20 protein-coding genes are annotated in these 21,822 nt (G+C 32.1%); 13 read left to right on the forward strand and 7 right to left on the reverse strand.

What is annotated here, in order from left to right; translation table 11 throughout:
• Positions 1-39: 39 nt before the first annotated feature.
• The 7 genes from ASC72_RS09260 (at position 40) to ASC72_RS09290 (ending at position 6,985) form a co-directional block, all read left to right on the forward strand.
• Positions 40-774, forward strand: coding sequence for a type III pantothenate kinase (locus tag ASC72_RS09260; RefSeq protein WP_056190506.1), 735 nt, complete (start codon positions 40-42; stop codon positions 772-774).
• Complete coding sequence (locus tag ASC72_RS09265) at positions 767-1,996, forward strand: hypothetical protein (RefSeq protein WP_056190079.1); 1,230 nt, start codon at positions 767-769, stop codon at positions 1,994-1,996. The genes ASC72_RS09260 and ASC72_RS09265 overlap by 8 nt, the downstream gene beginning before the upstream one ends.
• 52 nt (positions 1,997-2,048) lie before the next feature.
• On the forward strand, positions 2,049-2,600 hold the full coding sequence (lptC, locus tag ASC72_RS09270; protein WP_056190081.1) for an LPS export ABC transporter periplasmic protein LptC: 552 nt from the start codon (positions 2,049-2,051) through the stop codon (positions 2,598-2,600).
• 7 nt (positions 2,601-2,607) lie between these two features.
• A complete protein-coding gene (locus ASC72_RS09275; RefSeq protein ID WP_056190083.1) occupies positions 2,608-2,802 on the forward strand; it encodes a hypothetical protein in 195 nt (64 codons plus the stop codon).
• 2 nt (positions 2,803-2,804) lie between these two features.
• On the forward strand, positions 2,805-4,064 hold the full coding sequence (locus ASC72_RS09280; RefSeq protein ID WP_056190085.1) for a hemolysin family protein: 1,260 nt from the start codon (positions 2,805-2,807) through the stop codon (positions 4,062-4,064).
• 108 nt (positions 4,065-4,172) lie between these two features.
• Positions 4,173-6,272 (forward strand): peptidylprolyl isomerase, encoded by a 2,100-nt coding sequence (locus tag ASC72_RS09285; protein ID WP_056190086.1) that lies wholly within the window; start codon positions 4,173-4,175, stop codon positions 6,270-6,272.
• A 278-nt stretch (positions 6,273-6,550) separates the two neighbouring features.
• Positions 6,551-6,985, forward strand: coding sequence for a hypothetical protein (locus tag ASC72_RS09290; RefSeq protein WP_056190088.1), 435 nt, complete (start codon positions 6,551-6,553; stop codon positions 6,983-6,985).
• Positions 6,986-7,020: 35 nt separating this feature from the next.
• Here ASC72_RS09290 and ASC72_RS09295 read toward each other — a convergent pair whose 3' ends face one another.
• Positions 7,021-7,941 (reverse strand): GYDIA family GHMP kinase, encoded by a 921-nt coding sequence (locus ASC72_RS09295; protein ID WP_056190090.1) that lies wholly within the window; start codon positions 7,939-7,941, stop codon positions 7,021-7,023.
• Positions 7,942-8,063: 122 nt separating this feature from the next.
• Positions 8,064-9,377: a hydroxymethylglutaryl-CoA reductase, degradative gene (locus tag ASC72_RS09300; RefSeq protein WP_056190092.1), complete on the reverse strand. Its 1,314-nt coding sequence runs from the start codon at positions 9,375-9,377 to the stop codon at positions 8,064-8,066.
• A gap of 181 nt (positions 9,378-9,558) precedes the next feature.
• Between ASC72_RS09300 and ASC72_RS09305 the strand changes: the two genes are divergently transcribed.
• The 6 genes from ASC72_RS09305 to ASC72_RS09330 all read left to right on the forward strand — a co-directional run bounded on the left by ASC72_RS09305 (position 9,559) and on the right by ASC72_RS09330 (position 16,847).
• Positions 9,559-11,730: a S9 family peptidase gene (locus ASC72_RS09305; RefSeq protein WP_056190095.1), complete on the forward strand. Its 2,172-nt coding sequence runs from the start codon at positions 9,559-9,561 to the stop codon at positions 11,728-11,730.
• 36 nt (positions 11,731-11,766) lie between these two features.
• Entirely contained in the window at positions 11,767-13,443 is a 1,677-nt protein-coding gene (locus tag ASC72_RS09310; protein WP_056190097.1) for a peptide MFS transporter, read from the forward strand.
• 1 nt (position 13,444) lies between these two features.
• Positions 13,445-14,932, forward strand: a complete 1,488-nt coding sequence (locus tag ASC72_RS09315; protein WP_056190099.1) for a peptide MFS transporter — start codon at positions 13,445-13,447, stop codon at positions 14,930-14,932.
• A 52-nt stretch (positions 14,933-14,984) separates the two neighbouring features.
• Positions 14,985-15,455, forward strand: coding sequence for a thioredoxin fold domain-containing protein (locus tag ASC72_RS09320; protein WP_056190101.1), 471 nt, complete (start codon positions 14,985-14,987; stop codon positions 15,453-15,455).
• A 219-nt stretch (positions 15,456-15,674) separates the two neighbouring features.
• Positions 15,675-16,127 (forward strand): hypothetical protein, encoded by a 453-nt coding sequence (locus ASC72_RS09325; RefSeq protein WP_056190103.1) that lies wholly within the window; start codon positions 15,675-15,677, stop codon positions 16,125-16,127.
• 270 nt (positions 16,128-16,397) lie between these two features.
• Positions 16,398-16,847 (forward strand): hypothetical protein, encoded by a 450-nt coding sequence (locus ASC72_RS09330; protein ID WP_056190105.1) that lies wholly within the window; start codon positions 16,398-16,400, stop codon positions 16,845-16,847.
• A gap of 397 nt (positions 16,848-17,244) precedes the next feature.
• On the opposite strand, the gene ASC72_RS09335 is transcribed toward ASC72_RS09330, so the two are convergent.
• From ASC72_RS09335 to surE, 5 genes are read right to left on the reverse strand one after another with little or no spacing between them, the layout of a single operon-like run.
• The gene (locus ASC72_RS09335; protein ID WP_241775669.1) at positions 17,245-18,891 is read right to left on the reverse strand and encodes a ComEC/Rec2 family competence protein; all 1,647 of its coding nucleotides are present in this window, start codon (positions 18,889-18,891) and stop codon (positions 17,245-17,247) included.
• Positions 18,892-18,943: 52 nt separating this feature from the next.
• Complete coding sequence (locus ASC72_RS09340; RefSeq protein ID WP_056190108.1) at positions 18,944-19,429, reverse strand: C40 family peptidase; 486 nt, start codon at positions 19,427-19,429, stop codon at positions 18,944-18,946.
• A gap of 13 nt (positions 19,430-19,442) precedes the next feature.
• Positions 19,443-20,561 (reverse strand): lipid-A-disaccharide synthase, encoded by a 1,119-nt coding sequence (gene lpxB / locus ASC72_RS09345; RefSeq protein WP_056190109.1) that lies wholly within the window; start codon positions 20,559-20,561, stop codon positions 19,443-19,445.
• A gap of 31 nt (positions 20,562-20,592) precedes the next feature.
• Positions 20,593-20,865, reverse strand: a complete 273-nt coding sequence (locus tag ASC72_RS09350; RefSeq protein ID WP_056190111.1) for a hypothetical protein — start codon at positions 20,863-20,865, stop codon at positions 20,593-20,595.
• Positions 20,858-21,637 (reverse strand): 5'/3'-nucleotidase SurE, encoded by a 780-nt coding sequence (gene surE, locus ASC72_RS09355; protein WP_056190112.1) that lies wholly within the window; start codon positions 21,635-21,637, stop codon positions 20,858-20,860. The genes ASC72_RS09350 and surE overlap by 8 nt, the downstream gene beginning before the upstream one ends.
• Positions 21,638-21,822: the final 185 nt, after the last annotated feature.

Consider the following 21,822-nt stretch of genomic DNA (forward strand, 5'->3'; position numbering starts at 1 on the left):
AAAATCAATTCGTATCTTCGCGTTGATAAAAAAACAAACATGGTTTTAACGGTTGATGTTGGAAACACTCGAATTAAAGCGGCTGTCTTTGAGGGAAGTACTGTCCTTGAAAATTTTGTTTTTGAGAAAAATGAACTCGAAAAAAAAATTAAAATAATTTTAGAAAAATTTCAAAATTGCACCGATTTGGTCGTTGCTTCGGTTGGAAATGTCGAAAAACAGTCTTTTTTGACATTCGAAGGTCAGCTAAAAATTCATTTTTTAACTCATGAAGATGTTTTTCCTTTCATTAATAAATATGCAACGCCAAAAACATTAGGTATTGATCGAATGGTTTTGGCTGCCGGAGCTACTTTACAATTCCCAAAACAAAATAGATTAGTAATTGATGCCGGAACTTGTATAACCTACGATTTTATCGACGAAAATGATAATTATCTGGGCGGAGCGATCTCGCCGGGTTTGCGATTGCGTTATGAAGCATTACATAATTTCACGGCCAAATTGCCTTTGTTAACATTAGATACGCCCGAATCCTATATAGGAAACTCTACTAAAGAAGCGATTCATTCTGGTGTTGTCAATGGATTCGTCTATGAGATTGATGGTTTTATCGATGAATATCGGGAGAACTTTTCAAATTTTATAATAATTTTAACGGGCGGCGATGCAGAATTTTTGGCTAAACGATTAAAAAATACCATATTTGCCAATTCAAATTTCCTTTTGGAAAGTTTGAACCAAACATTTCAATATAAAATCGACAATGATTAAAAAAATTATAATAAGTGCTTGTTTACTTATCTCGTTCGTTTCATTTGCTCAGCAAGGTACAGCTTCTCCTTATTCTTTTTACGGAATTGGTGATGCAAGATTTAAAGGTACTCTTGAAAACAGATCCATGGGTGGCGTATCAGTAGAGCAGGATAGTATTCACTTGAATATTGATAACCCTTCAAGTTATGCGAGTTTAAGACAAACTACATTTACGATTGGAGGAACTTTTGGAACATCTACATTAAAAAATACTAATGAATCTGCAAAAGCCCAAAGATCTACTTTTGATTATTTAGCAGTGGGAATTCCGATGGGTAAACTTGGAGCTGCTTTTGGTTTGGTTCCGTTATCTTCTGTTGGATATAAAATTATAAATAATAATTCTGATGTAACTGGTGCAACAAATAGCCAGTTTGAAGGAAAAGGTGGTGTTAATAAGGTATTCTTTGGTTTAGGATATAAGATTTTGCCAAATTGGAATATCGGAGCTGATGTACAATATAATTTTGGACAAATTACAACAACAAGTATTGAAGGTATTACAGACGTTGCGAGTGTAACCCGAGAAACGAATCAATCTGAGTTATCTGGCGTGAATTTTAATATTGGTACTATGTATCAAAGAAAGATTTATAAAAAAACGACTTTATTTACTAGTTTAAGTTACACTTTTGCAAGTACTTTAAAATCGGATAATGCGCGAGTTATTTCAGTTTCCGGCGATCCTGATCCTTATGAATATCCATCAACAGAAACTAATTTAAAACTACCTAATAAATTAACGATTGGTGTTGGTATTGGAGAGGCGAGAAAATGGTTGGTAGGTACTACATTAGCTTTTCAGGGTGATGGACGATATGCAAACTACTATAACTCTAGTGATGATGTACGTTATGAGAAGTATTCAAAATATGCAGTTGGAGGATATTATATTCCGAATTATACTTCGTTTTCAAGTTACTTCAGCAGAATTACCTATAGAGCTGGTTTGAAATATGAAAAAATTGGTTTAGTGATTAATAACCAATCAGTTAATGATGTCGGAATGACTTTAGGAGCTGGATTCCCAATTACCGGATCTTTTTCAAATGTAAATTTAGGAATTGAATTTGGTAAAAGAGGAACTACATCTGCAGGTTTGATTCAGGAAAATTATATGAACTTTAGTGTAAGTTTCTCTTTTAACGACAGATGGTTCGTGAAGAGTAAATTCAATTAAACATAAACGGTTATGTTTTTTTAAGCTCATTACAATTTACTACATTTGGCAAATGAATTTACCAAAAAAATATATTATAAACGCTGTCACAGTTCTTGCTGTGACACTGTTTTTTGGGTGCGAAAGTAATTTTAAGGAAGTTCAAAAAATTAACTTTTCAGAATTTGTTCCGGGAAGCGATGCAGACACGGTTAATATAAAATATACTGATTCAGGACGCATTACAGGAGTTCTTAAAAGCCGAAAAATGCTGGATTATTCTAATCTTGAATTTCCTTTTACTGAATTTCCAAAAGGAATTGATGTTACACTGTATGATAAAAAACAAAAGCGTACTTTTATAGTAGCAAATTACGCGGTTTCCTATAAACAAACCGGAATTATAGATTTGCAGGGTAAAGTAAAAATTACTTCAGAAACCGGTCAGATGCTCGAAACAGAACAACTGTATTTTGATCAGAAAAATGAATGGTTTTATACCGAAAGAAAATTTAAACTTACCGATGCTAAAGGAATATCGAACGGTCAGGGAATTGATTTTAGTAAAGATTTTAAAGTGATAAATTCACAACGAATAACAGGCGAATTAGAAGCCAACGAATAAAACAATTATGGGTTACTTGAAATATACACAATACGTTTACATTGCATTTGCAGTTTACTTTATTTACGACGGAGTTATTAAGTTAAATGAAGGTAATGAAAACTATGCCTTGAGCTTTATAATTGCCGGAATGGCAGTTTTTATGTTTTTCTTCAGAAGAAAATTTGTCAGGAAATTTGATGATCGCAATAAAAAACAGTAAAAATGGAAATTAGTATTATAATACTTTGTTTAATACTATCCGCCTTTTTTTCAGGAATGGAAATAGCTTTTATTTCCTCGAACAAAATTTATCTTGGGATCGAAAAAAAACAAGATAATTTTGCTTCTCAAATTTTGACCAAACTTACAGAGAATCCCTCAAAATTTATTGCCGCAATGCTTATTGGTAATAATGTTGCTTTGGTTATTTACGGGTTTTTTATGGGTGATTTAATTTTAAAATGCATCACCAAATTAGGATATCATTTTTCAGATATTACCAGTTTATTGATTCAGACCCTGATTTCAACTTTTATCGTTTTAATTACTGCTGAATTTCTTCCGAAAGTTTTTTTTCAGATTTATGCGAATTCATTAATTAAGATTTTGGCTGTTCCAGCGTATTTGTTTTACAGATTATTCTATTATATCTCTACCTTTTTTATCTGGATTTCAGATTTTGTTTTGAGAAAATTTTTAAAAACAGAAGGAGATCAGGTACAATTGTATTTTAGTAAAGTAGAACTGGGTAATTATATTACAGAGCAAATGAATTCAGTTGAAGATGACGATGAAGTAGATTCTGAAATTCAGATCTTCCAGAATGCATTAGAATTTTCAGGTGTGAAAGCGCGCGATATTATGACGCCGCGTACCGAAATTGTTGATATAGATTTATTTGACAGTATAACAGATCTTAAAGAACTTTTTATCGAGACCGGTTATTCTAAGATTGTAGTCAGTCAAAACTCACTTGATGACATTGTGGGGTATGTGCATTCATTTGATTTATTCAAAAAGCCAAAAACGATCAAATCTGTTTTAATGACAGTTGAGTTTGTTCCTGAAACTATTTTGATAAAAGATGCCTTGAATCTTTTGATTAAAAAGAGAAAAAATGTCGCTGTTGTTTTAGATGAATATGGAGGCACTTCCGGAATTATTACAATAGAAGATATTGTAGAGGAATTGTTTGGGGAAATTGAGGATGAACATGATTTAGATGAAGAATTAATCGAGCAGGAATTGGGTGAAGGTAAGTATTTGTTTTCTACAAGATTGGATGTTGAATACCTAAATGAAACCTATAAATTAATGATCCCTGAAGAAGATTCATACGGGACCCTGGGAGGGTTTATTGTGAATTTTACGAAGGAAATTCCGCAGAAGGGTGAAGAAATTGTAATAGATAACTATCATTTCGTGATAGAAGAAGCTACAAACAAGAAAATTGAATTGGTGAAAATGACAATAAAAGAGTGATTTCTTTTATTAATTAAAAAAATTGTGCAAAATAAATTGCTAGTTGTATTGTTATTAACTAGATAATTGTATTTTCGCAAACTGAATATAAAATTAACGATAATAAAAATGGCAGTTTTAGCAAAAATTAGACAGCGTTCGGCTTTATTGATAGGAGTTATTGCACTTGCATTATTTGCATTTATAATACAAGATCTAATTGGTAAAGGAACATTTAGTCAAAGTTCAAAAGATGTGGGAAGCATCGATGGAAAAGATATTTCATTTGAAGACTTTAGAGTTAAAGTTAGTAATGTTGAAAAAAGTGGGCAAGGAATTACTTCCACTGAAGCTGCAAACAGAGTTTGGGATCAAGAAGTTTCAATCGCATTATTATCAGCTCAGTTTGATAAATTAGGATTGAGAGTTGGAGAAAAACACTTAATTGAAGTTTTGAAAGCAGATCCAAATATTGGAAAAAACCCAATGTTCCTTAATGCAGCAGGTATGTTTGATATTGTGAAATTTAAAGAGTATTTCAAAACAAATCCTGAAGCAGCTCAATATATTTCTGCAAAAGAAAAAGATGCTGAATTAAATGCAAAATTTCAAATCTACAATACGTTAATTAAATCGGGACTTTACACAACTGCTAGTGAAGGAAAGTTGAAATACCAAATGGAAGCTAACAAAGTGAACTTTGCTTATGTTGGTGCATTGTATTCTTCTATTAAAGATAGTGATGTGAAAATTTCTGATGATGAGATTGTAGCGTATATGAAGAAAAACGAGAAAAAATTCAAAGCGGATGAAACTCGTGAGATTCAATATGTTTTAGTAGAAGATAAAGCTTCAAAAGAAGATGAAGCTGAAATTAAAGCTAAAATTACAGGATTATTAAACGGAAGTGTAGTATATAATGCTAAAACCGGTAAAAATGATACTTTAGCTGGTTTTAGAAATGCAACAAACGTTGCTGAATTTGTAAATGCAAATTCTGATGTTCCTTATGACTCTACATACGTGCCTAAAAATAGTTTGCCAGCAGTTGATGCTGATAAATTATTCAGTTTGCCTGCCGGAGCAATTTATGGACCTTACGTTTTTGGCAGATACTACGCTATCTCTAAATCTTTAGGATTTAAAGCTGGAGTAAATGCAAAAGCAAGTCATATCTTAATTGGTTACGAAGGATCTCAAACTCCAAACCAAAAAGAAAAAAGAACTAAAGAAGAAGCTAAAGCTAAAGCTGAAGAAATTTTAGCTCAGGTTCAGGCTAATCCGGATAGTTTCATGATGTTGGCTTTTACAAGTTCTGATGATTCATCTGCACAACAAGGTGGTGATTTAGGGTATTTTGGTCCAAACCAAATGGTAAAACCATTTAATGATTTTGTATTCAGTAACGGAATTGGAAAAGTTGGTTTAGTAGAAACTCCTTTTGGTTTCCACATTATCAAAATTACAGATAAACAAGACGGAATTCGTTTAGCTACAATCGCTCAAAAAATTGAGCCATCTGAAGCTACTTCTGATAAAGTATTTACATTGGCAACTAAATTCGAAATGGATGCTGCCAATAAAGATTTTGCTGCTACAGCTAAAGAACTAGGTTTAAAAGTTGCTGCTCCGGTAACTGCAAAAGCTATGGATGAAGCATTTGGACCGTTAGGAAACCAACGTAACATCGTAAGATGGGCATTTGACAAAGAAACTAGTATTGGAGATGTAAAACGTTTTGAATTAGCTAATATTGGTCACGTAATTGCGCAATACAAAAGTGAAAACAAATCAGGTTTAGTATCTGTAACTATGGCAAGACCGTATGTTGAGCCAATCTTGAAAAACAAGAAAAAAGCAGAGATGTTAAAAGCTAAATTGACAGGATCAAGCCTTGAAGCTATTGCTAAAAGTGCTGGTGTAGCTGTTCAGCAAGCTGTTAACGTTACAATGGATAATCCTGTTTTACCTGGTGGAGTTGGGCAAGAGCCAAAAGTTGTTGGAAATGCATTTGCTTTAACTGCAAATAAAGTTTCTGCTCCAATTGAAGGAAATACAGGTGTATATGTTGTAAAAAACATTAGTACTATAAAAGCTCCGGCAATTGCTAACCATGCAGAATATGTAGCTAAAGTAAAAGCTCAAAGCGCATCTGATGCAAGTAGAATTTTACCAGCGTTAAAAAACAATGCTAAAATTGAAGATAACAGACTGCAGTTTAACTACTAAATAGTACTTAATAAAATATGAAAACCCGAAACATTTTAAATGTTTCGGGTTTTTCTGGTTTTAATGGGATTAGCACTTGTTTTTTATCATAAACATCTAATTGCTTTTCTTTATTATGTAGGAATAATCGAAATATAATTTAAAAAATTTGTGATATTCAAAATTATACAGTTAATTTGCTCGAATTTTTGCTTTAGAAAAGTAGATTTGATTTAATGAATGTTAAATAAAAAAACGCGAAGAAATGATAAAAAACTACCCTGATAATCAAGTATTTAATGTTTAGTTTTTTTAAAAGAAAACCGAGAGTATATTCCAAAATAGAAAATCATATCTATGGAATAATAACGGAACTTTTAAAAGTCAGCAGTACCGACATCAATGTAGATGAGCTGGGAGGTAAGTACTATTTAAGTAATGAAGAACAGCATTTTAAAGTTACTATATTAAGTAATGATTATGTTATAAGGTTGACTAATACACGCGATTCTGTTGCTGAAAAGTATGATAAGATTTTTGTAGAAGATGTTTTAAAAGCGGTTAAGGAAGAGAAACATCGCAGAATGGAACTGGTATATGATTCTATCAATAGCAGTATAGAAAAAATGGCAGAACGTTTACATAATACGCTTATTGAATCTAATGAACAGGAAAATCAGAAAGTTCGTCGCCTGGAGACAAAAGATATTAAAAACAAAAAAATGAATTATTAAATTCATTTTTTTTATTTGAAAACGTATCAATAATTTTATTCCTGTAAAATCATTTCATCATAAGTAAGAATTGTTTCATATCCTTGTGAGGTGAAATATTCTTTTGGATTTTCTTTTGAAATTGCCATTACAAAATCACCCCCCCAGGCACCAAGACTTTTTACAACTCCATTGAAATCTGGAAATGCAATTTCTTTAATGGTTTTTAATTCCAGAATGTTACTCAAATGTATTTCATGTTTTTCTACAAAATGTGTAAATTCGTTAAGTGTTTTTGCTTCCAGAATAGCTTTGGTAATTTTATTGTTATCCAGAATGTTTTCGGCTAAATTTTCATTTTTGTTGTTGTAATAAGCTTTGATGGCAATTTTACTGCTTTGTTTTTTATTTAAATAAACAAAAAATATGTTTTTAGTAAATTCAGGATTAAATTCTACCTTTTCTACGATTGGCAAATTTTGCTCTAATCGATAAATAATAGGAGTATTATTTTGAGCGCAGGCAATATCATAACCACTACCTCCAAAACTGTTTTTAAGCAAAGTAAAAGGATCAATTTTAGTCCACTGCGCTACATTGTTTAATAAGGTTGATGAAGTTCCTAATCCCCATTTTTTTGGAAAAGTAAGATGAGTGCTGATTTTATATCCGTCAGAATTAGTGATAAAATCGGGATTTAAAAGATAGGCTTCGTGTAAAATGTTAGTTAAGGTTGTTTTTACAGTTTCGATTTTTGCCTCAACATTATTTATTATTTCAGAAAATGAAATAGAATCTTCAAACCACAAGTGATTATCAAAATTGTAACTTTTCCATTGTATTTCTTTGTTTGAGCCATTTTCGACAACTAAATTCTGGCCAAATTTTGTAGGTAATGCAAATGCTTTGGCACCATCTAAAACTAGATATTCGCCTGTTATTAAAAGTTTTCCATTACTATAAAAGGTCTCTTTCATTCTGTGTTTTTTAGCCCCAAAATATGTTTTATAAATTCCAATATTTTGAAACCCCAAATTCCAACATAATTGGGATTTGGAATTTTTTTGGAAACTATAATATTTGAAATTTTTTATTTATTTTATTTTCGTAGATTTTCGATAAATTCAACAACAGCACTATGTGAGACGACATTTTTCTTAAAATGTGATTTAATTAAATGGCGTTCCTCTTCGTTGGCTTCAAATTGATTGATAATATTGTTTAAGTGCATTTTCATATGTCCTTCTTGAATTCCGGTTGTTGTTAAAGAACGTAAGGCCGCAAAGTTTTGTGCCAGACCTGCAACCGCAACGATTTCCATTAATTCTTGTGCCGATGGCTTTTCAAGCATTTCTAAACAGAGCTTTACTAACGGATGTAAAGAGGTTAATCCGCCAACAGTTCCTAAAGCAAGTGGAATTTCTAACCAAAAAGTAAATATTCCGTTTTCGATTTTAGCATGCGATAAACTAGAGTATTGGCCATTTCTGGACGCGTAAGCGTGAACGCCGGCTTCAACTGCTCTAAAGTCGTTTCCGGTGGCAAGAATTACGGCATCGACTCCGTTCATAATACCTTTATTATGTGTTACAGCTCTAAAAGGTTCGACTTCGGCAATTTGAACAGCCTGAACAAAGCGTTCAGCAAAATCTTGAGGATCGGTGATATGTTTTTCAGTTAAATCTTCAATTGGGCAGGAAACTTCAGCTCGAACAAGGCAATTCGGAACATAATTGGATAAAATGCTCATAATTACTTTGATGGTTTCGCTTTCTGAAAAAAGATCAGAATCCTGAAATTCATTTTTTAAAGTTGTCGCAAATTGCTCTAAACAGGAATTAATGAAATTAGCTCCCATACTGTCTTTCGTTTCGAAAGTGGCATGAAGCTGGAAATAATTTTCTAATAAACTTCTTTTGTCTTTAAGTTTGATGTCTAATATTCCACCGCCACGTTGTTGCATATTTTTGGTTATGCTTTGGGTATCAGAGAAGAATTTAGATTTTATTTGGTCAAAGAAAGATTGTAATTTTTCTGCATCTCCATTAAATGTAAAATGAACCTGACCAATTTTTTCGGTATTAATAACTGTTGTTTTAAACCCGCCACGAGTAGCCCAATATTTTGCTGATTTTGAAGCTGCGGCAACAACTGAACTTTCTTCAATTGCCATTGGGATTGTTTTGTATTTTCCGTTGATTAAAAAATTAGGAGCAACTCCCAGTGGGATATAAAAATTTGTAATAGTATTTTCGATGAATTCATCATGCAATTGTTGAAGCTTCTCATCTGAATTCCAGTAATTTCTTATGATATTAAGTGCCTCATTTGGAGTAGAGAAATATTCATTGGCGATCCAGTTTATTTTTTCTTTTTTGGATAATTTAGAGAATCCGGCAACAGCATTGTTCATTTTCAGTATATTAAATAATAATGTAGCGACAAAGATACCAATTTAAGAGTTTTGTTTACAATCTATTTGAAGTTTGAAAAATACGCAATCGTTATTTTTTTTAACATTTAACACTTAAAATGTGTATTATGTTTATTTTTTTTACTAAAATTGGGCTCTTTTTATATTTAAAATAATTCTGATGAATACAAATAAAATAACGGTAGTACTTTTATTTTTAGTTGCTACTGTATTTGGACAACAAAAAATTACTGTCGAAAACATTTATGGAGGGACATTCAAGGCAAAAGCAATGGATGAACTTCAATCACTAAAAAATACGGATCAATATACAGTTTTAAATGTTGATCAGGCCAGCAGAAGCATGCAGATCGACTTATATGATTTTGCAACCTTAAAAAAAGTTTCTAATTTAATTGACACAAAAAATCATAAGGAACTTTCAAATGGAATTGACAGTTACACTTTTGATGCTTCAGAAAAAAAGATTTTAATTGCTTGTAATACGAATAAAATCTTCCGTCACTCCTTTACTGCAGATTATTTTTTATATGATATCACCTCAAAATTATTAATTAAACTTTTTGATTTTCAGGTTCAGGAACCAACTTTCTCGCCTGATGGAACTAAAATTGCCTATGCTAAAGAAAATAACCTTTATGTATATGATGTAGCTTCTAAAAAATCTACAGCAGTTACTACCGATGGAAAGAAAAATGCCGTTATTAATGGTATTACGGATTGGGTATATGAAGAAGAATTTGCATTTGTCCGGGCTTTTGACTGGAGTAAAGACAGTAAAAAACTAGCTTATATTCGTTTTGATGAAAGCGCTGTTCCGGAATTTTCTATGTCAATGTTTCATAAAGATTTGTATCCAACCATTGAAACGTTTAAATATCCAAAGGCAGGAGAAAAAAATTCAGTAGTTTCATTACATATATATGATGCAGCTTCAAATGCAACCAAAAAAGTTGATTTAGGAAATTATAATGACTTTTATATTGCAAGATTACAATGGACAAATGATAATAATGTATTATCAGCTCAGGTTTTAAATCGCCATCAGGACAATCTTGATTTATTATTTGTAGACGGAACCACAGCTGCTGCAAAAGTGGTTTTAAATGAAAAAGACAAAGCTTATGTAGACGTTACAGATAATTTGACATTCTTAAAAGATAACAGTTTTATCTGGACAAGCGAAAAAGACGGTTTTAATCATATTTATGTATATGATAAAACGGGAAAACTTAAAAATCAGATTACAAAAGGAAACTGGGAAGTGGTATCTTACTACGGTTTCGACGAAAAATCAAAAACTATTTTCTATCAATCTACAGAAAATGGTTCAATTAACAGAGATATTTACAGAATTGGTTTAGACGGAAAAAACAAATTACGTTTAACTACAAAGATCGGAACAAGCGCGGCAACTTTTAGTCCTAATTTCCAATACTTCATTACTACTTTCTCAAGTAATTTACAGCCTACAACTTATACTTTAAACGAGGCAAAAACGGGTAAAGAAATACAGGTTATCGAAAATAATCAGGCACTTGCTGATAAGCTAAAATCGTATAATCTTCCTGCAAAAGAATTTTTTGTTTTGAAAACGGCTAAAGGGAACGAACTTAATGCATGGATTTTAAAGCCAAAAGATTTTGATCCTTCTAAAAAATATCCTGTTTTCATGTACCAATATTCTGGTCCGGGATCTCAACAAGTAAATAACGATTGGAATAATTCTGATGATTATTGGTTTTTATCACTTACTCAACAAGGTTATATTGTTGCTTGTGTAGATGGTAGAGGAACAGGTTTTAAAGGGGCTGATTTCAAAAAAGTTACTCAAAAAGAGCTTGGAAAATATGAAGTTGAAGATCAGATTGATGCTGCAAAAGTAATTGGAGCATATCCCTATGTTGATGCTTCAAGAATTGGAATCTTTGGATGGAGTTATGGAGGTTTTATGGCTTCAAACTGTATTTTTCAAGGAAACGACGTTTTTAAAATGGCAATTGCAGTAGCTCCGGTAACAAACTGGCGTTTTTACGATAGTGTTTACACAGAAAGATACATGCAGACGCCGCAGGAAAATGCAAGCGGATATGATCAGAATTCTCCAATAAATCACGTTGATAAATTAAAAGGTAAATTTTTATTGATTCACGGATCAGGTGATGACAACGTTCATGTGCAAAACTCAATGCAAATGATGGAAGCCTTAATTCAGGCAAACAAACAATTTGATTCTCAGATATATCCAGATAAAAATCACGGTATTTTTGGTGGTAAAACGAGAATTCAGCTTTATAATAAAATGACTAACTTTATCAAAGAAAACTTATAATCTAAATCTTTTAACCTTAAATAAATAATGAATAATATGGGAGAAACTCAAGTAAAAACTGCGCATCCAAAAGGACTTTGGGTATTGTTTGGAACGGAGATGTGGGAGAGATTCAATTTTTATGGAATGCGAGCTTTATTGACTTTATTTCTTGTGAACTCATTATTAATGAAAGAAGAAGAAGCTTCATTAATTTATGGTGGTTTTCTAGGGCTGTGCTATTTAACGCCAATGTTAGGTGGTTTTGTTGCTGACCGTTTTTTAGGAAACAGAAATTGTATCTTATTAGGTGGATTATTAATGGCAACAGGGCAAATGTTGTTGTTTACTAGCGGAAGTATTTTTGAAGGTAATTTAGAAATGGCTAAAGCTATTATGTACTGTGGATTAGGTGTTATTGTTTTTGGTAACGGATTCTTCAAGCCAAATATTTCGAGTATGGTGGGAAGTTTGTATCCTAAACAAGAAAAAACAAAACTAGATACCGCTTTCACGATTTTCTATATGGGAATTAATATGGGGGCTTTCTTAGGGCAGTCTATTTGTCCTTTGTTGGGAGATGTAAAAGATGCTGGCGGAATTAGAGATATTCATGCTTTCAGATGGGGATTCTTGGCTGCTTCAGCGGCAATGCTTATCGGAACAGTTCTTTTTTACTTCTTAAAAAATAAATATGTTGTTTCTCCGGAAGGAAGACCATTAGGAGGATTGCCTTCTAAAAATGTAGCAGCTGATTTTGAAGAAGGAGAAGCACAAAAAGCTAATTTTTCTTCTAAAGCATTAACTATTGCCGGAATTGCATTTATTGCTTTAGGTTTCTTTTTTCACTATGTTGTAGGTCAGAACTTAATTTATACTTTAATCTATTCTAGTGGTTTGGCATTGGCTGGATTAATTATCTCAGATACTTCATTGACTAAAATTGAAAGAGACAGAATTATTGTAATTTATATTGTGTCATTCTTTATTGTTTTCTTCTGGGCTGCATTTGAGCAGGCTGGTTCTTCATTGACTTTTATCGCGGACAATCAAACTGACAGACATTTCTTTGGTTTTCTTATGCCTCCGTCAATGGTTCAGATTTTTAATGGATTATTTGTAGTGATTATGGCAGTTCCTTTTAGTATTTTATGGGATACTCTAAGAGCGAAAGACAGAGAGCCTATTTCTCCGGTAAAATTGGCTGCGGGATTAGTAATAATTTCGATCAGTTTCTTTATGATCGCAACTCAGGTTTCATACATTGGAACTTCTGGATTGTTGTTAGTAAAATGGCTTATTTTATTGTATTTCTTAAATACATGTGCTGAGTTGTGTTTGTCTCCAATTGGTTTGTCGTTGGTAGGTAAATTATCTCCAAAGCGCTTTGCTTCATTACTTTATGGAGTATTCTTTTTGTCAAATGCCTCGGGTTATGCTTTGGGAGGGACGTTAGGTTCTATCTTGCCTGCAACCGGAGATAAATTTGAAAAAGCAAAAGAATTAGGAATCGATCTTCAGGCGGTTTTAGATAATAAAATTGTGCCGACTGCAGAGCAATTGTCTCTTTTAGAAAAACATCAGATTAGTGCTCATAATCACTTTTTTGCCGGATTCGAAATTCATAACTTATATGAGTTCTTTATGGTATTTGTGGTTCTTACAGGTATCGCTGCAATTATATTATTTGCCTTGACTCCATTCCTGAAAAAAATGATGCACGGGGTTAGATAATATGGAAAACAATACAATTACATTAGAACAAATACAAAATTTTGAAGGCAAGTACCCAAAACAATTGTGGTACTTGTTTTTGGTTGAAATGTGGGAGCGTTTTTGTTTCTACGGAATGAGAGGTGTTTTGGCGTTTTTCATGGTTGATCAATTAGGTTTACTTGAAGGAAAAGCTAATCTTCAATACGGGGCTATTCAGGCTTTTGTTTATGCCTTTACTTTTATTGGTGGAATCTTTGCTGATAAAGTTTTAGGTTTTAAAAAATCATTACTTTTTGGAGGTATTATCATGATTTTGGGGAATTTGCTTATTGCTGCTTCACCTCATGACTTCTTTTATTATGGAATAACTTTATCGATTATAGGAACAGGTTTCTTTAAACCAAATGTTTCTTCAATGGTAGGTGAATTATACCATGAAAGCGATGGACGCAGGGATGCGGGTTACGGGCTTTTTTATGCGGGAATCAATATTGGTGGCATGCTTGGAGGTGCAATTCCGATTTATTTAGGAAAAAATTATTCCTGGAGTTTATGTTTTCTTTCTTCGGCGGTTGTTATGATTATTGGAGTGGTTACATTTCTTTTAACCAAAAAACATTTGGCTCCAATTGGAAATTCTCCATTAGAAGGACAGACTCCTAAAAAGAGAAGAATGAACGAGATTGCAGTTTATCTAGGTTCAATAGTAGTAATTCCGTTTATTTATATCATGGTGATTAATTCTGATTATACAGATTATTTCATGTATACTATCGGGGTGATTGCACTAGGATATTTTTTCTTTGAATTATTAAGAATCAAGGAAAGAAAACAGCAATATAAATTATTAGCGGCTTTCATTTTTATCTTTGGGTATTTTATGTTTATGGCGATCTCTGAGCAATCGGGAGGATCTTTGTCCTTATTTGCAAAAGATAATTTATCAAACAAATTGTTGTTTTTTAATATTGATCCAAATGTGGTTAATAATAGTATTAATTCGCTGTATGTTATTATTTTTAGTCCTCTGGTTGGTATTTTATGGATTTTTCTCTACAAAAGAAAAATTGAGCCTAATACCGTAATCAAATTTGGACTTTCTTTTATATTATTGGCAGTTGGTTTCTTTATTTTTTACAGTGCCAGATTTTTTATTAATCCGGAAGGATTAAGTTCTTTAAATGTTTTTGCTTTAGGATACCTGATTTACACACTTGGAGAATTATGTATTGGCCCAATTGGAATGTCGGTAATTACTAAATTATCGCCTAAACGTTTGTTCGGAATGATGATGGGATTATGGTTTCTTTCAAGTGCTTTTGGTCAATTAGCGGCAGGAAAGTTAGGTTCAGAAATGTCAAATGCAAATACGGGAGCAACTTTAATGTCTAAACTTATTGCTTATACAGATGGGTATTATCAGTTGGCGCTTTATTCGCTTATTGCGGGTATCGTTTTGATTGTAACTACGCCTTTAATTAAAAAATTAATGCAAGAAGTAAAATAGACGGTATTTTGCAATGTATATTTTGTTTAAATTTGTAAAAAATTAGAGCAGTATGAAAAAAATATTTTTGATTACCTTTTTTTTAACGGGTGTGTTTGCAATGCAATCACAAGAGTTAAAATGGTATACTGATGTAAAAGAAGCTATTACTGAGAGTAATAAAGTACATAAGCCAATGTTGATGTTTTTTACAGGAAGTGATTGGTGTGGATGGTGTATTCGTCTTCAGAATGAAGTTTTAAAAACGCCTGAATTTACAAAATGGGCTTCTGAAAACGTGGTTTTAGTTGAATTAGATTATCCAAGAAGAACACCTCAAACGCCTGAAATCAAAAATCAGAATAACGAATTACAACAAGCTTTTGGAATTCAGGGATTCCCTACTATCTATTTTACAAGCGCAGAAGCGAAAGACGGAAAGGTAAACTTTAAAGGTCTTGGTCAAACAGGATATGTTGCCGGCGGACCTAGTGCATGGTTAGCAGTTGCTAATGGAATTGTTACTCAAAAAAGCACTAATTAGATAAAATTAAATTAAAAAAATACTTTAAACCCTTATACTTTGTATAGGGGTTTTTTTTGTTTAGTAAGAAAAGGTATCCTTAATTTTGAGACATATTGTTGATTTGTTATTTTAACGTAATTAAAAAAACACATTATGTATTTTTTATATTAATTAAAATTGGAAAATTAAAATATTATGTTAATTTCGTCTCACTAATCTAACCAAAACCAAAATCATATGACCAAAAAATTACTTATCCTACTATTTTTTTTAGGTTCATTTTTTACGCATGCTCAGAATCTAGTTTGGAGAACTAATATGACTGACGCAATTGCTATCAGTAATGAACAAAGAAAACCAATGTTAATTTTATTTACTGCCTCAGGTGTAGGGGAAAATCTTCAAAATGAAATATTTAAAACGCCCGACTTTGCGGTATGGTCGCGCGATAATGTCATTTTAGTAAAACTTGATTTGTCTGATTCAGCTGCATCTGATGGTGATAAGGAACAAAACATAAAACTTAAAAATGCTTTTGGAGTTGAAGAGCTACCTGAAGTATGTTTTGCACTGGCATCCATCCGAAAAAACAAAACTACCTTTAGTGCTTTAGGGAAAATTGCCTATAAGCCCGGTGGAGCAAAAGCGTGGATTGCAGAATCAAACGCACTATTGCATCCGAGTGAATAGTATGCTTTGAATTAAGTCGCATAATTTAATCTCTAGAATCTCCTTTTGCCTGATGTAAAAGGGGATTTTTTTTATGAAATAGATTGTAATTGTTACAAAGAGTTTTGTAATTTATTGCATGATTTTTTTTCATTTCCTTAAAAATTTGATGTTTTATTAATAAATTTCGTTTTTTTGTATTTTTATTAACTTTTTTGTCTAAATAACACTTGTTTGATAGAGATATTATATTAATTTAGTCGCGTAAACCTACTTAAAACCCAAATTATTATGATCAAAAAATTACTTATCTTACTGTTTTTTTTAGGTACATTTCTTACGCATGCACAAAACTTAGTTTGGAAAACGACTATGACGGATGCTGTTGCTGCAGGTATGGAACAAAAAAAACCGCTCCTGATATATTTTACAATTGAAGGTGCACCACAAAAAATTCAAACTGAAATATTTAATACTCCAGATTTTGCAGTTTGGTCGCGAGAAAATGTTATTTTAGTAAAGCTTGATTTGTCAGATCCTAAGATTTCAGATGCAGAAAGGGAACAAAATGTTAAATTAAAAAGCGCATTTGGTGTAGATGAATTACCTGAGGTTTGTTTTACCATAGGTTCTGTCAGAAAGGAGAAAACTACTTTCAATTTATTAGGCAAGCTTCCATATAGACCTGGAGGAGCAATTCCGTGGCTAAAGCAGTCTAATCTGATTTTGAATCCGGAATAATATTTTTCAATTTAATTTGTAGAATCCCTTTTCATTTGTAGAGTGAAAAGGGATTCTTTTTTTATGACAAGAACTTTTCCAGTATTTTTGAAGTGAATACGAATTGGAGCCATCCGCAATAACTATTTTTGGATGTAAGTCTTTTAAAACACGATCGAGGTTTATTTTTGGAGAGGCTGTCAACAATAGAATGTCTGGTTTAATTCTATTTTCAGAGATGCCAGAGCTATCTATTATCAATATCTTTCTTCCATTAAAAAACAAGACGTTTTTGATTTTATTTATTGATTTTAAAACCCCGAAGTTTGCAACTAAATAAGCGTCCAAAACGTTATTTTTTGATTCTTTTCCTGAAAGAACATCACTTGTAAAAAGTGAGATGTCTTTACCAATTCTTTCAGTGATGACTGTTTTTTTTCTTTGCGTTGTAAACAATTAATTCTTGCTTGCTTTCGATTTCTTTTTTGGTTTGAATAAATGAAACCTGAATCATAATTATTGTGACAAGGACGATAATAAGTTTATTATGAGAAGGTTTTTTAAACAAAATAATGGCTGCAATTAAAAACAAGTAAAAAGAAATTAAATGGTAGGAATTAAAACTAATATTTTTGATTACAAATGATTCGAAGGAAGCTACATAATGTATAATTTGATTTAAAACATAAATGCTTTTTTCAAAAATCTGAATTAGAATCAAAGGGCAGCTTGTGAATGCAGAAATGAGCATAACTACAATGCCAACTATCATTATAAAGGATAGCACTGGTAGAATTAGAATATTGGTTACAAAAAAAAGTGCCGGAAACTGATAAAAGTAATAAAGGCAAATTGGGAATGTCCCAATTTGAGCTGCGAATGAAACAGTTAATCCTTCCCAGATATATTTAACGATTTTGTTTTTAGGAAGCCAAATGTTTTTTAATAATGGCTGTAACCAGAGTATCGAAAATAATGCGATATAACTTAATTGGAATCCGACGTCAAACAAAAAATAAGGTTCGAAAAGTAAAATTAGTAAAATGGAGACTAATAAGGTATGGTAAGTATTGCTTTTTCTATGCAAATGATTTCCAATAGCTAAAAATGAAAACATTACTACTGATCGCAAAACGGGTGGCGAGAGCCCTGAAATAATTGCAAAAAGGGCTAGTGAAATTAAAATTGTAACTAATTTTATAAAAGAACCTTTCTTAGTGTTAGGGATTGGTTTGAGAATAAATAATATAAATAACATTATGAAACCAACATGTAATCCTGAAACAGACAAAACGTGAGTTGCGCCTGAATATTGATAATCCTGAATAATATCTGAAGAAATTTCTTGCTGTTGACCGAGGATTAATGCAAGTGCAACATTCATTTCTGAATTATTAAATTTAGCTTTTTCAAGATTGTGAATTATCCTTGTATTTAAACGAGAAGCATAAAACCAGATGTCTTTTTTGATTTTTTTGTTGACGTCAATTTCTACTTTTGAAGTATAGATTTGAGCATATATTTGTTTATTGGCAAGATATTGAGCGTAATCAAATTGATTTGGGTTTTTAGGTGAATTGGTATGTTGAAGGATGGTTTTAGTTCTGATGTTATTTCCAATAACGAAATAATTTTTGAAACTGTCTTTTGCTATGTTTACTATGATTCTGCCGGAATAATATTTGTTATCGATGCTATTTATAAGGGCAATGTAACGATCATTATAAGTATTACTTTTTAGTTTTTCGCGCAATGTAATGTCAATACAATGCTGACTTTCGAATGCATTTTTAAAATGTGTATAATTGGAGTTTTGAAAAGAATCGGTGTTAATTGATAATGCAATTATGCCAATACAAAATGAAGTGTAACAAGTACTTAAACCGAAGAATAGATTCAGTTTTTTATTCTTTTTTGACAAGAGATAAAAAGTTGAAAGAAACACTAAGCCAATAAAAAGATATAGTACTGAAATTGTAATTGAAGGTAGCCAATAATACGCGGCCACAATACCAAAAACGAAGCTAAAGGTTATTTTAGCCAATGGAAAATCTAATACTTTCATGGCTTAAAAGTATTAAAAAATTGTAAGAAAAATAATATTATTTAAATAATATTTATTCGACGACTCTGTTAATCTGAGCAAAAGAATTTTTGTAATAAAGTTCTTTTGTAGAAGAAATGATAACTCCTTTTGAAGTGGAGGAGTGCACAAATTTTATCTCATCAGATTTAATTTCCGTGATTAATCCAACGTGATTAATTTGTTTGCTTTTATTGGTTTTAAAGAAGATTAAATCGCCTTTTTGAGCATCGTCAATATTAATTGTTTTTCCAATTTTAGATTGCTCATAGGAGCTACGAGGTAATTTTATATTCTCAGATTCGAAAGTGGTGAATACTAATCCTGAGCAATCAAAACCGCTTTTTGTGGTTCCACCCGCTTTGTATTTTACTCCAATATTATCAGTTGCATTTTCAACTAAATGATTGACAATATATTTATTTTCCCGTTTAGTATCTCTATTGTTTACCGCAGTAGAAGTTGATTTACAAGAAGTAAAAACAATAGAGAGAAGAAGAAAAATCAGTATTTTTTTCAAAACAATAAATCTTTTAATGTTGCTTTAAATCAGCTACAATTAGTTTTGCGGTTTTCTTACTGGCACCAACCCCTCCTAATTTTTGTTCCAAAATATCATAATTTTTAAGTAGTTTTTCTCGATAATGCGGTTCAAGTAATTTTTGAAGTTCTTCTTTAATTCGTTTGGTGTTGCAGTCAGCCTGAATTAATTCGGTTACAACCTCTTGGTCCATAATTAAATTGACAAGCGAAATGTATTTCAGTGTAATAATTCGTTTTGCAATTTGATACGAAACAGTGCTTCCCTTATAACAAACTACTTCTGGAACTTTAAAAAGAGCTGTTTCTAATGTTGCTGTTCCGGATGTTACTAACGCTGCTGTTGAGGAGCGTAATAAATCGTAAGTTTTATTCGAGACAAATTTGATGTTTTTATTGCTGATAAATTGCTGATAAAAATCGTATTCCTGGCTTGGAGCACCTGCAATTACAAATTCATATTCCTGAAAATCATCAACAACACTTAGCATTACGCTTAGCATTTTTGTGATTTCCTGCTTACGGCTTCCCGGTAAAACAGCAATAATTGGTTTTTCTCCCAATTGATGTTCTTTTCTAAAAACAGTTTCATCAAAAGAAGGTTGATTCTGAATCGCATCAATCAACGGATGTCCCACAAAATCTACCGGAAAATGATGTTTGTCTTCATAAAAGCTTTTTTCGAAAGGTAAAATCACATACATTTTATCGACATCTTGTTTGATGGCTTTAATTCTGTTTTCTTTCCAGGCCCAGATTTGAGGTGAAATATAATAATGTGTTTTGTAGTTCAGTTCTTTAGCCCATTTTGCAATACGCATGTTAAAACCAGGATAATCAATAAATATGATAACGTCAGGTTTGAACTCCAAAATATCTTTTTTACAAAAAGTAATATTGCTTAAAATAGTTTTCAAATTAAAAACCACTTCAATAAAACCCATAAATGCCAGTTCACGATAGTGTTTTACTAAAGTTCCGCCAGTTTTTTGCATTAAATCACCGCCCCAAAATCTAATGTCAGCCTGAGAATCTTCCTCATATAACGCTTTCATTAAATTGGAACCATGTAAATCTCCGGAAGCTTCACCAGCAATGATGTAATATTTCATATGATTTTTTTTTGCAGTGCAAAGATAAGATTTAAATAAACAAAGTTGAAATTGCCAAAACAATCACAGCTAAAACAACGCCTCGTGCCATTAATTCTTTGTCTCTTTTTAATAAAATTAAAAATACAGCCAGGTCTAAAAGAGTACCCAGAGTAATTATTTTTCCTAAATAGCCATAATGTTTAATGGTCTCAATTCCTGATGAAAGATCAAAAGTGGTAAAGAACGTGATAAACAAATAACTGCCAAGAAGCGCTGTAAAAATTCCGATAATAAAACCAATAAGAATGTCTTTTTTATTCATTTAATTTCCAGGTATTAAGTTGTTGCATAGTATGATGTGCTGTTAAATCAAATTGTACGGGAACGACTGAAATGTATCCATTTTCCAAAGCCCATTCATCAGTGTCTTCGCCTTTATCTTCGTTTGTGAATTTTCCTGTAAGCCAGTAATAATCTTTTCCGTAAGGGGTTTGGCGTTTGTCAAATTTTTGAGCATAATAGGCTTTCGCCTGACGGCAAATTTTTATTCCCTTAATTTCTTTTTCCTTTAATTTCGGAAAATTAACATTTAAAACCACTCCGGCGGGAAGTTTATTGGCAAGGGTTTCGAGTGTGATTTTTTTGACAAATGATTTAACGGGCTCAAAATCGGCATTCCAGTCAAAATCTAATAAAGAAAAACCAATTGCCTGAATGCCTTCAATTCCTGCCTCAACTGCGGCACTCATCGTTCCCGAATAAATGACGTTTATAGAAGAATTTGAACCGTGATTGATTCCTGACACACACAAATCAGGTTTCCTGTGCAGGATTTCATTTACTGCCAGTTTCACACAATCTACAGGTGTTCCGGAACAGCTATATTCGGTAATAACGGCATTTTCTTTTGAAATTTTATCCAGAAATAAAGTATTGTTGATGGTAATGGCATGTCCCATTGCGCTTTGAGGTTTGTCAGGGGCAACGACGATTACATCGCCAATAGTTTCCATCACGCTGATCAAAGTTCTGATTCCGGGTGCTAAAATTCCGTCGTCATTAGTAACTAATATTAAAGGTTTTTCATTTTTCATGCCGGGATTTCATTTTTGATTTGTCAAAATTAAAGCTTGTTAAAGCAAATGTAGTAACAGATTTCGGTAGATTACTAACAAATAAATAAAAATTGTCAACTAAATTAAAGAACGTTTTTGTACATCAAACATTTTTATATCTTTAACAAAAAATTATAGTGAACTTGGCTGTCTTGGCATAGTTT

It is taken from the genome of Flavobacterium sp. Root420 (genome assembly GCF_001427905.1).
GTDB lineage: Bacteria > Bacteroidota > Bacteroidia > Flavobacteriales > Flavobacteriaceae > Flavobacterium.

What these genes read in the sequence shown, in the direction of transcription:
- ASC72_RS09320 (WP_056190101.1), top strand. Translation starts at nt 14,985, where the DNA reads ATGAAAAAAATATTTTTGATTACCTTTTTTTTAACGGGTGTGTTTGCA.
- ASC72_RS09275 (WP_056190083.1), top strand. Translation starts at nt 2,608, where the DNA reads ATGGGTTACTTGAAATATACACAATACGTTTACATTGCATTTGCAGTT.
- surE (WP_056190112.1), bottom strand. Translation starts at nt 21,637, where the DNA reads ATGAAAAATGAAAAACCTTTAATATTAGTTACTAATGACGACGGAATT.
- ASC72_RS09280 (WP_056190085.1), top strand. Translation starts at nt 2,805, where the DNA reads ATGGAAATTAGTATTATAATACTTTGTTTAATACTATCCGCCTTTTTT.
- ASC72_RS09330 (WP_056190105.1), top strand. Translation starts at nt 16,398, where the DNA reads ATGATCAAAAAATTACTTATCTTACTGTTTTTTTTAGGTACATTTCTT.
- lptC (WP_056190081.1), top strand. Translation starts at nt 2,049, where the DNA reads ATGAATTTACCAAAAAAATATATTATAAACGCTGTCACAGTTCTTGCT.
- ASC72_RS09335 (WP_241775669.1), bottom strand. Translation starts at nt 18,891, where the DNA reads ATGAAAGTATTAGATTTTCCATTGGCTAAAATAACCTTTAGCTTCGTT.
- lpxB (WP_056190109.1), bottom strand. Translation starts at nt 20,561, where the DNA reads ATGAAATATTACATCATTGCTGGTGAAGCTTCCGGAGATTTACATGGT.
- ASC72_RS09260 (WP_056190506.1), top strand. Translation starts at nt 40, where the DNA reads ATGGTTTTAACGGTTGATGTTGGAAACACTCGAATTAAAGCGGCTGTC.
- ASC72_RS09325 (WP_056190103.1), top strand. Translation starts at nt 15,675, where the DNA reads ATGACCAAAAAATTACTTATCCTACTATTTTTTTTAGGTTCATTTTTT.
- ASC72_RS09305 (WP_056190095.1), top strand. Translation starts at nt 9,559, where the DNA reads ATGAATACAAATAAAATAACGGTAGTACTTTTATTTTTAGTTGCTACT.
- ASC72_RS09350 (WP_056190111.1), bottom strand. Translation starts at nt 20,865, where the DNA reads ATGAATAAAAAAGACATTCTTATTGGTTTTATTATCGGAATTTTTACA.
- ASC72_RS09290 (WP_056190088.1), top strand. Translation starts at nt 6,551, where the DNA reads ATGTTTAGTTTTTTTAAAAGAAAACCGAGAGTATATTCCAAAATAGAA.
- ASC72_RS09285 (WP_056190086.1), top strand. Translation starts at nt 4,173, where the DNA reads ATGGCAGTTTTAGCAAAAATTAGACAGCGTTCGGCTTTATTGATAGGA.
- ASC72_RS09300 (WP_056190092.1), bottom strand. Translation starts at nt 9,377, where the DNA reads ATGAACAATGCTGTTGCCGGATTCTCTAAATTATCCAAAAAAGAAAAA.
- ASC72_RS09310 (WP_056190097.1), top strand. Translation starts at nt 11,767, where the DNA reads ATGGGAGAAACTCAAGTAAAAACTGCGCATCCAAAAGGACTTTGGGTA.
- ASC72_RS09315 (WP_056190099.1), top strand. Translation starts at nt 13,445, where the DNA reads ATGGAAAACAATACAATTACATTAGAACAAATACAAAATTTTGAAGGC.
- ASC72_RS09295 (WP_056190090.1), bottom strand. Translation starts at nt 7,941, where the DNA reads ATGAAAGAGACCTTTTATAGTAATGGAAAACTTTTAATAACAGGCGAA.
- ASC72_RS09265 (WP_056190079.1), top strand. Translation starts at nt 767, where the DNA reads ATGATTAAAAAAATTATAATAAGTGCTTGTTTACTTATCTCGTTCGTT.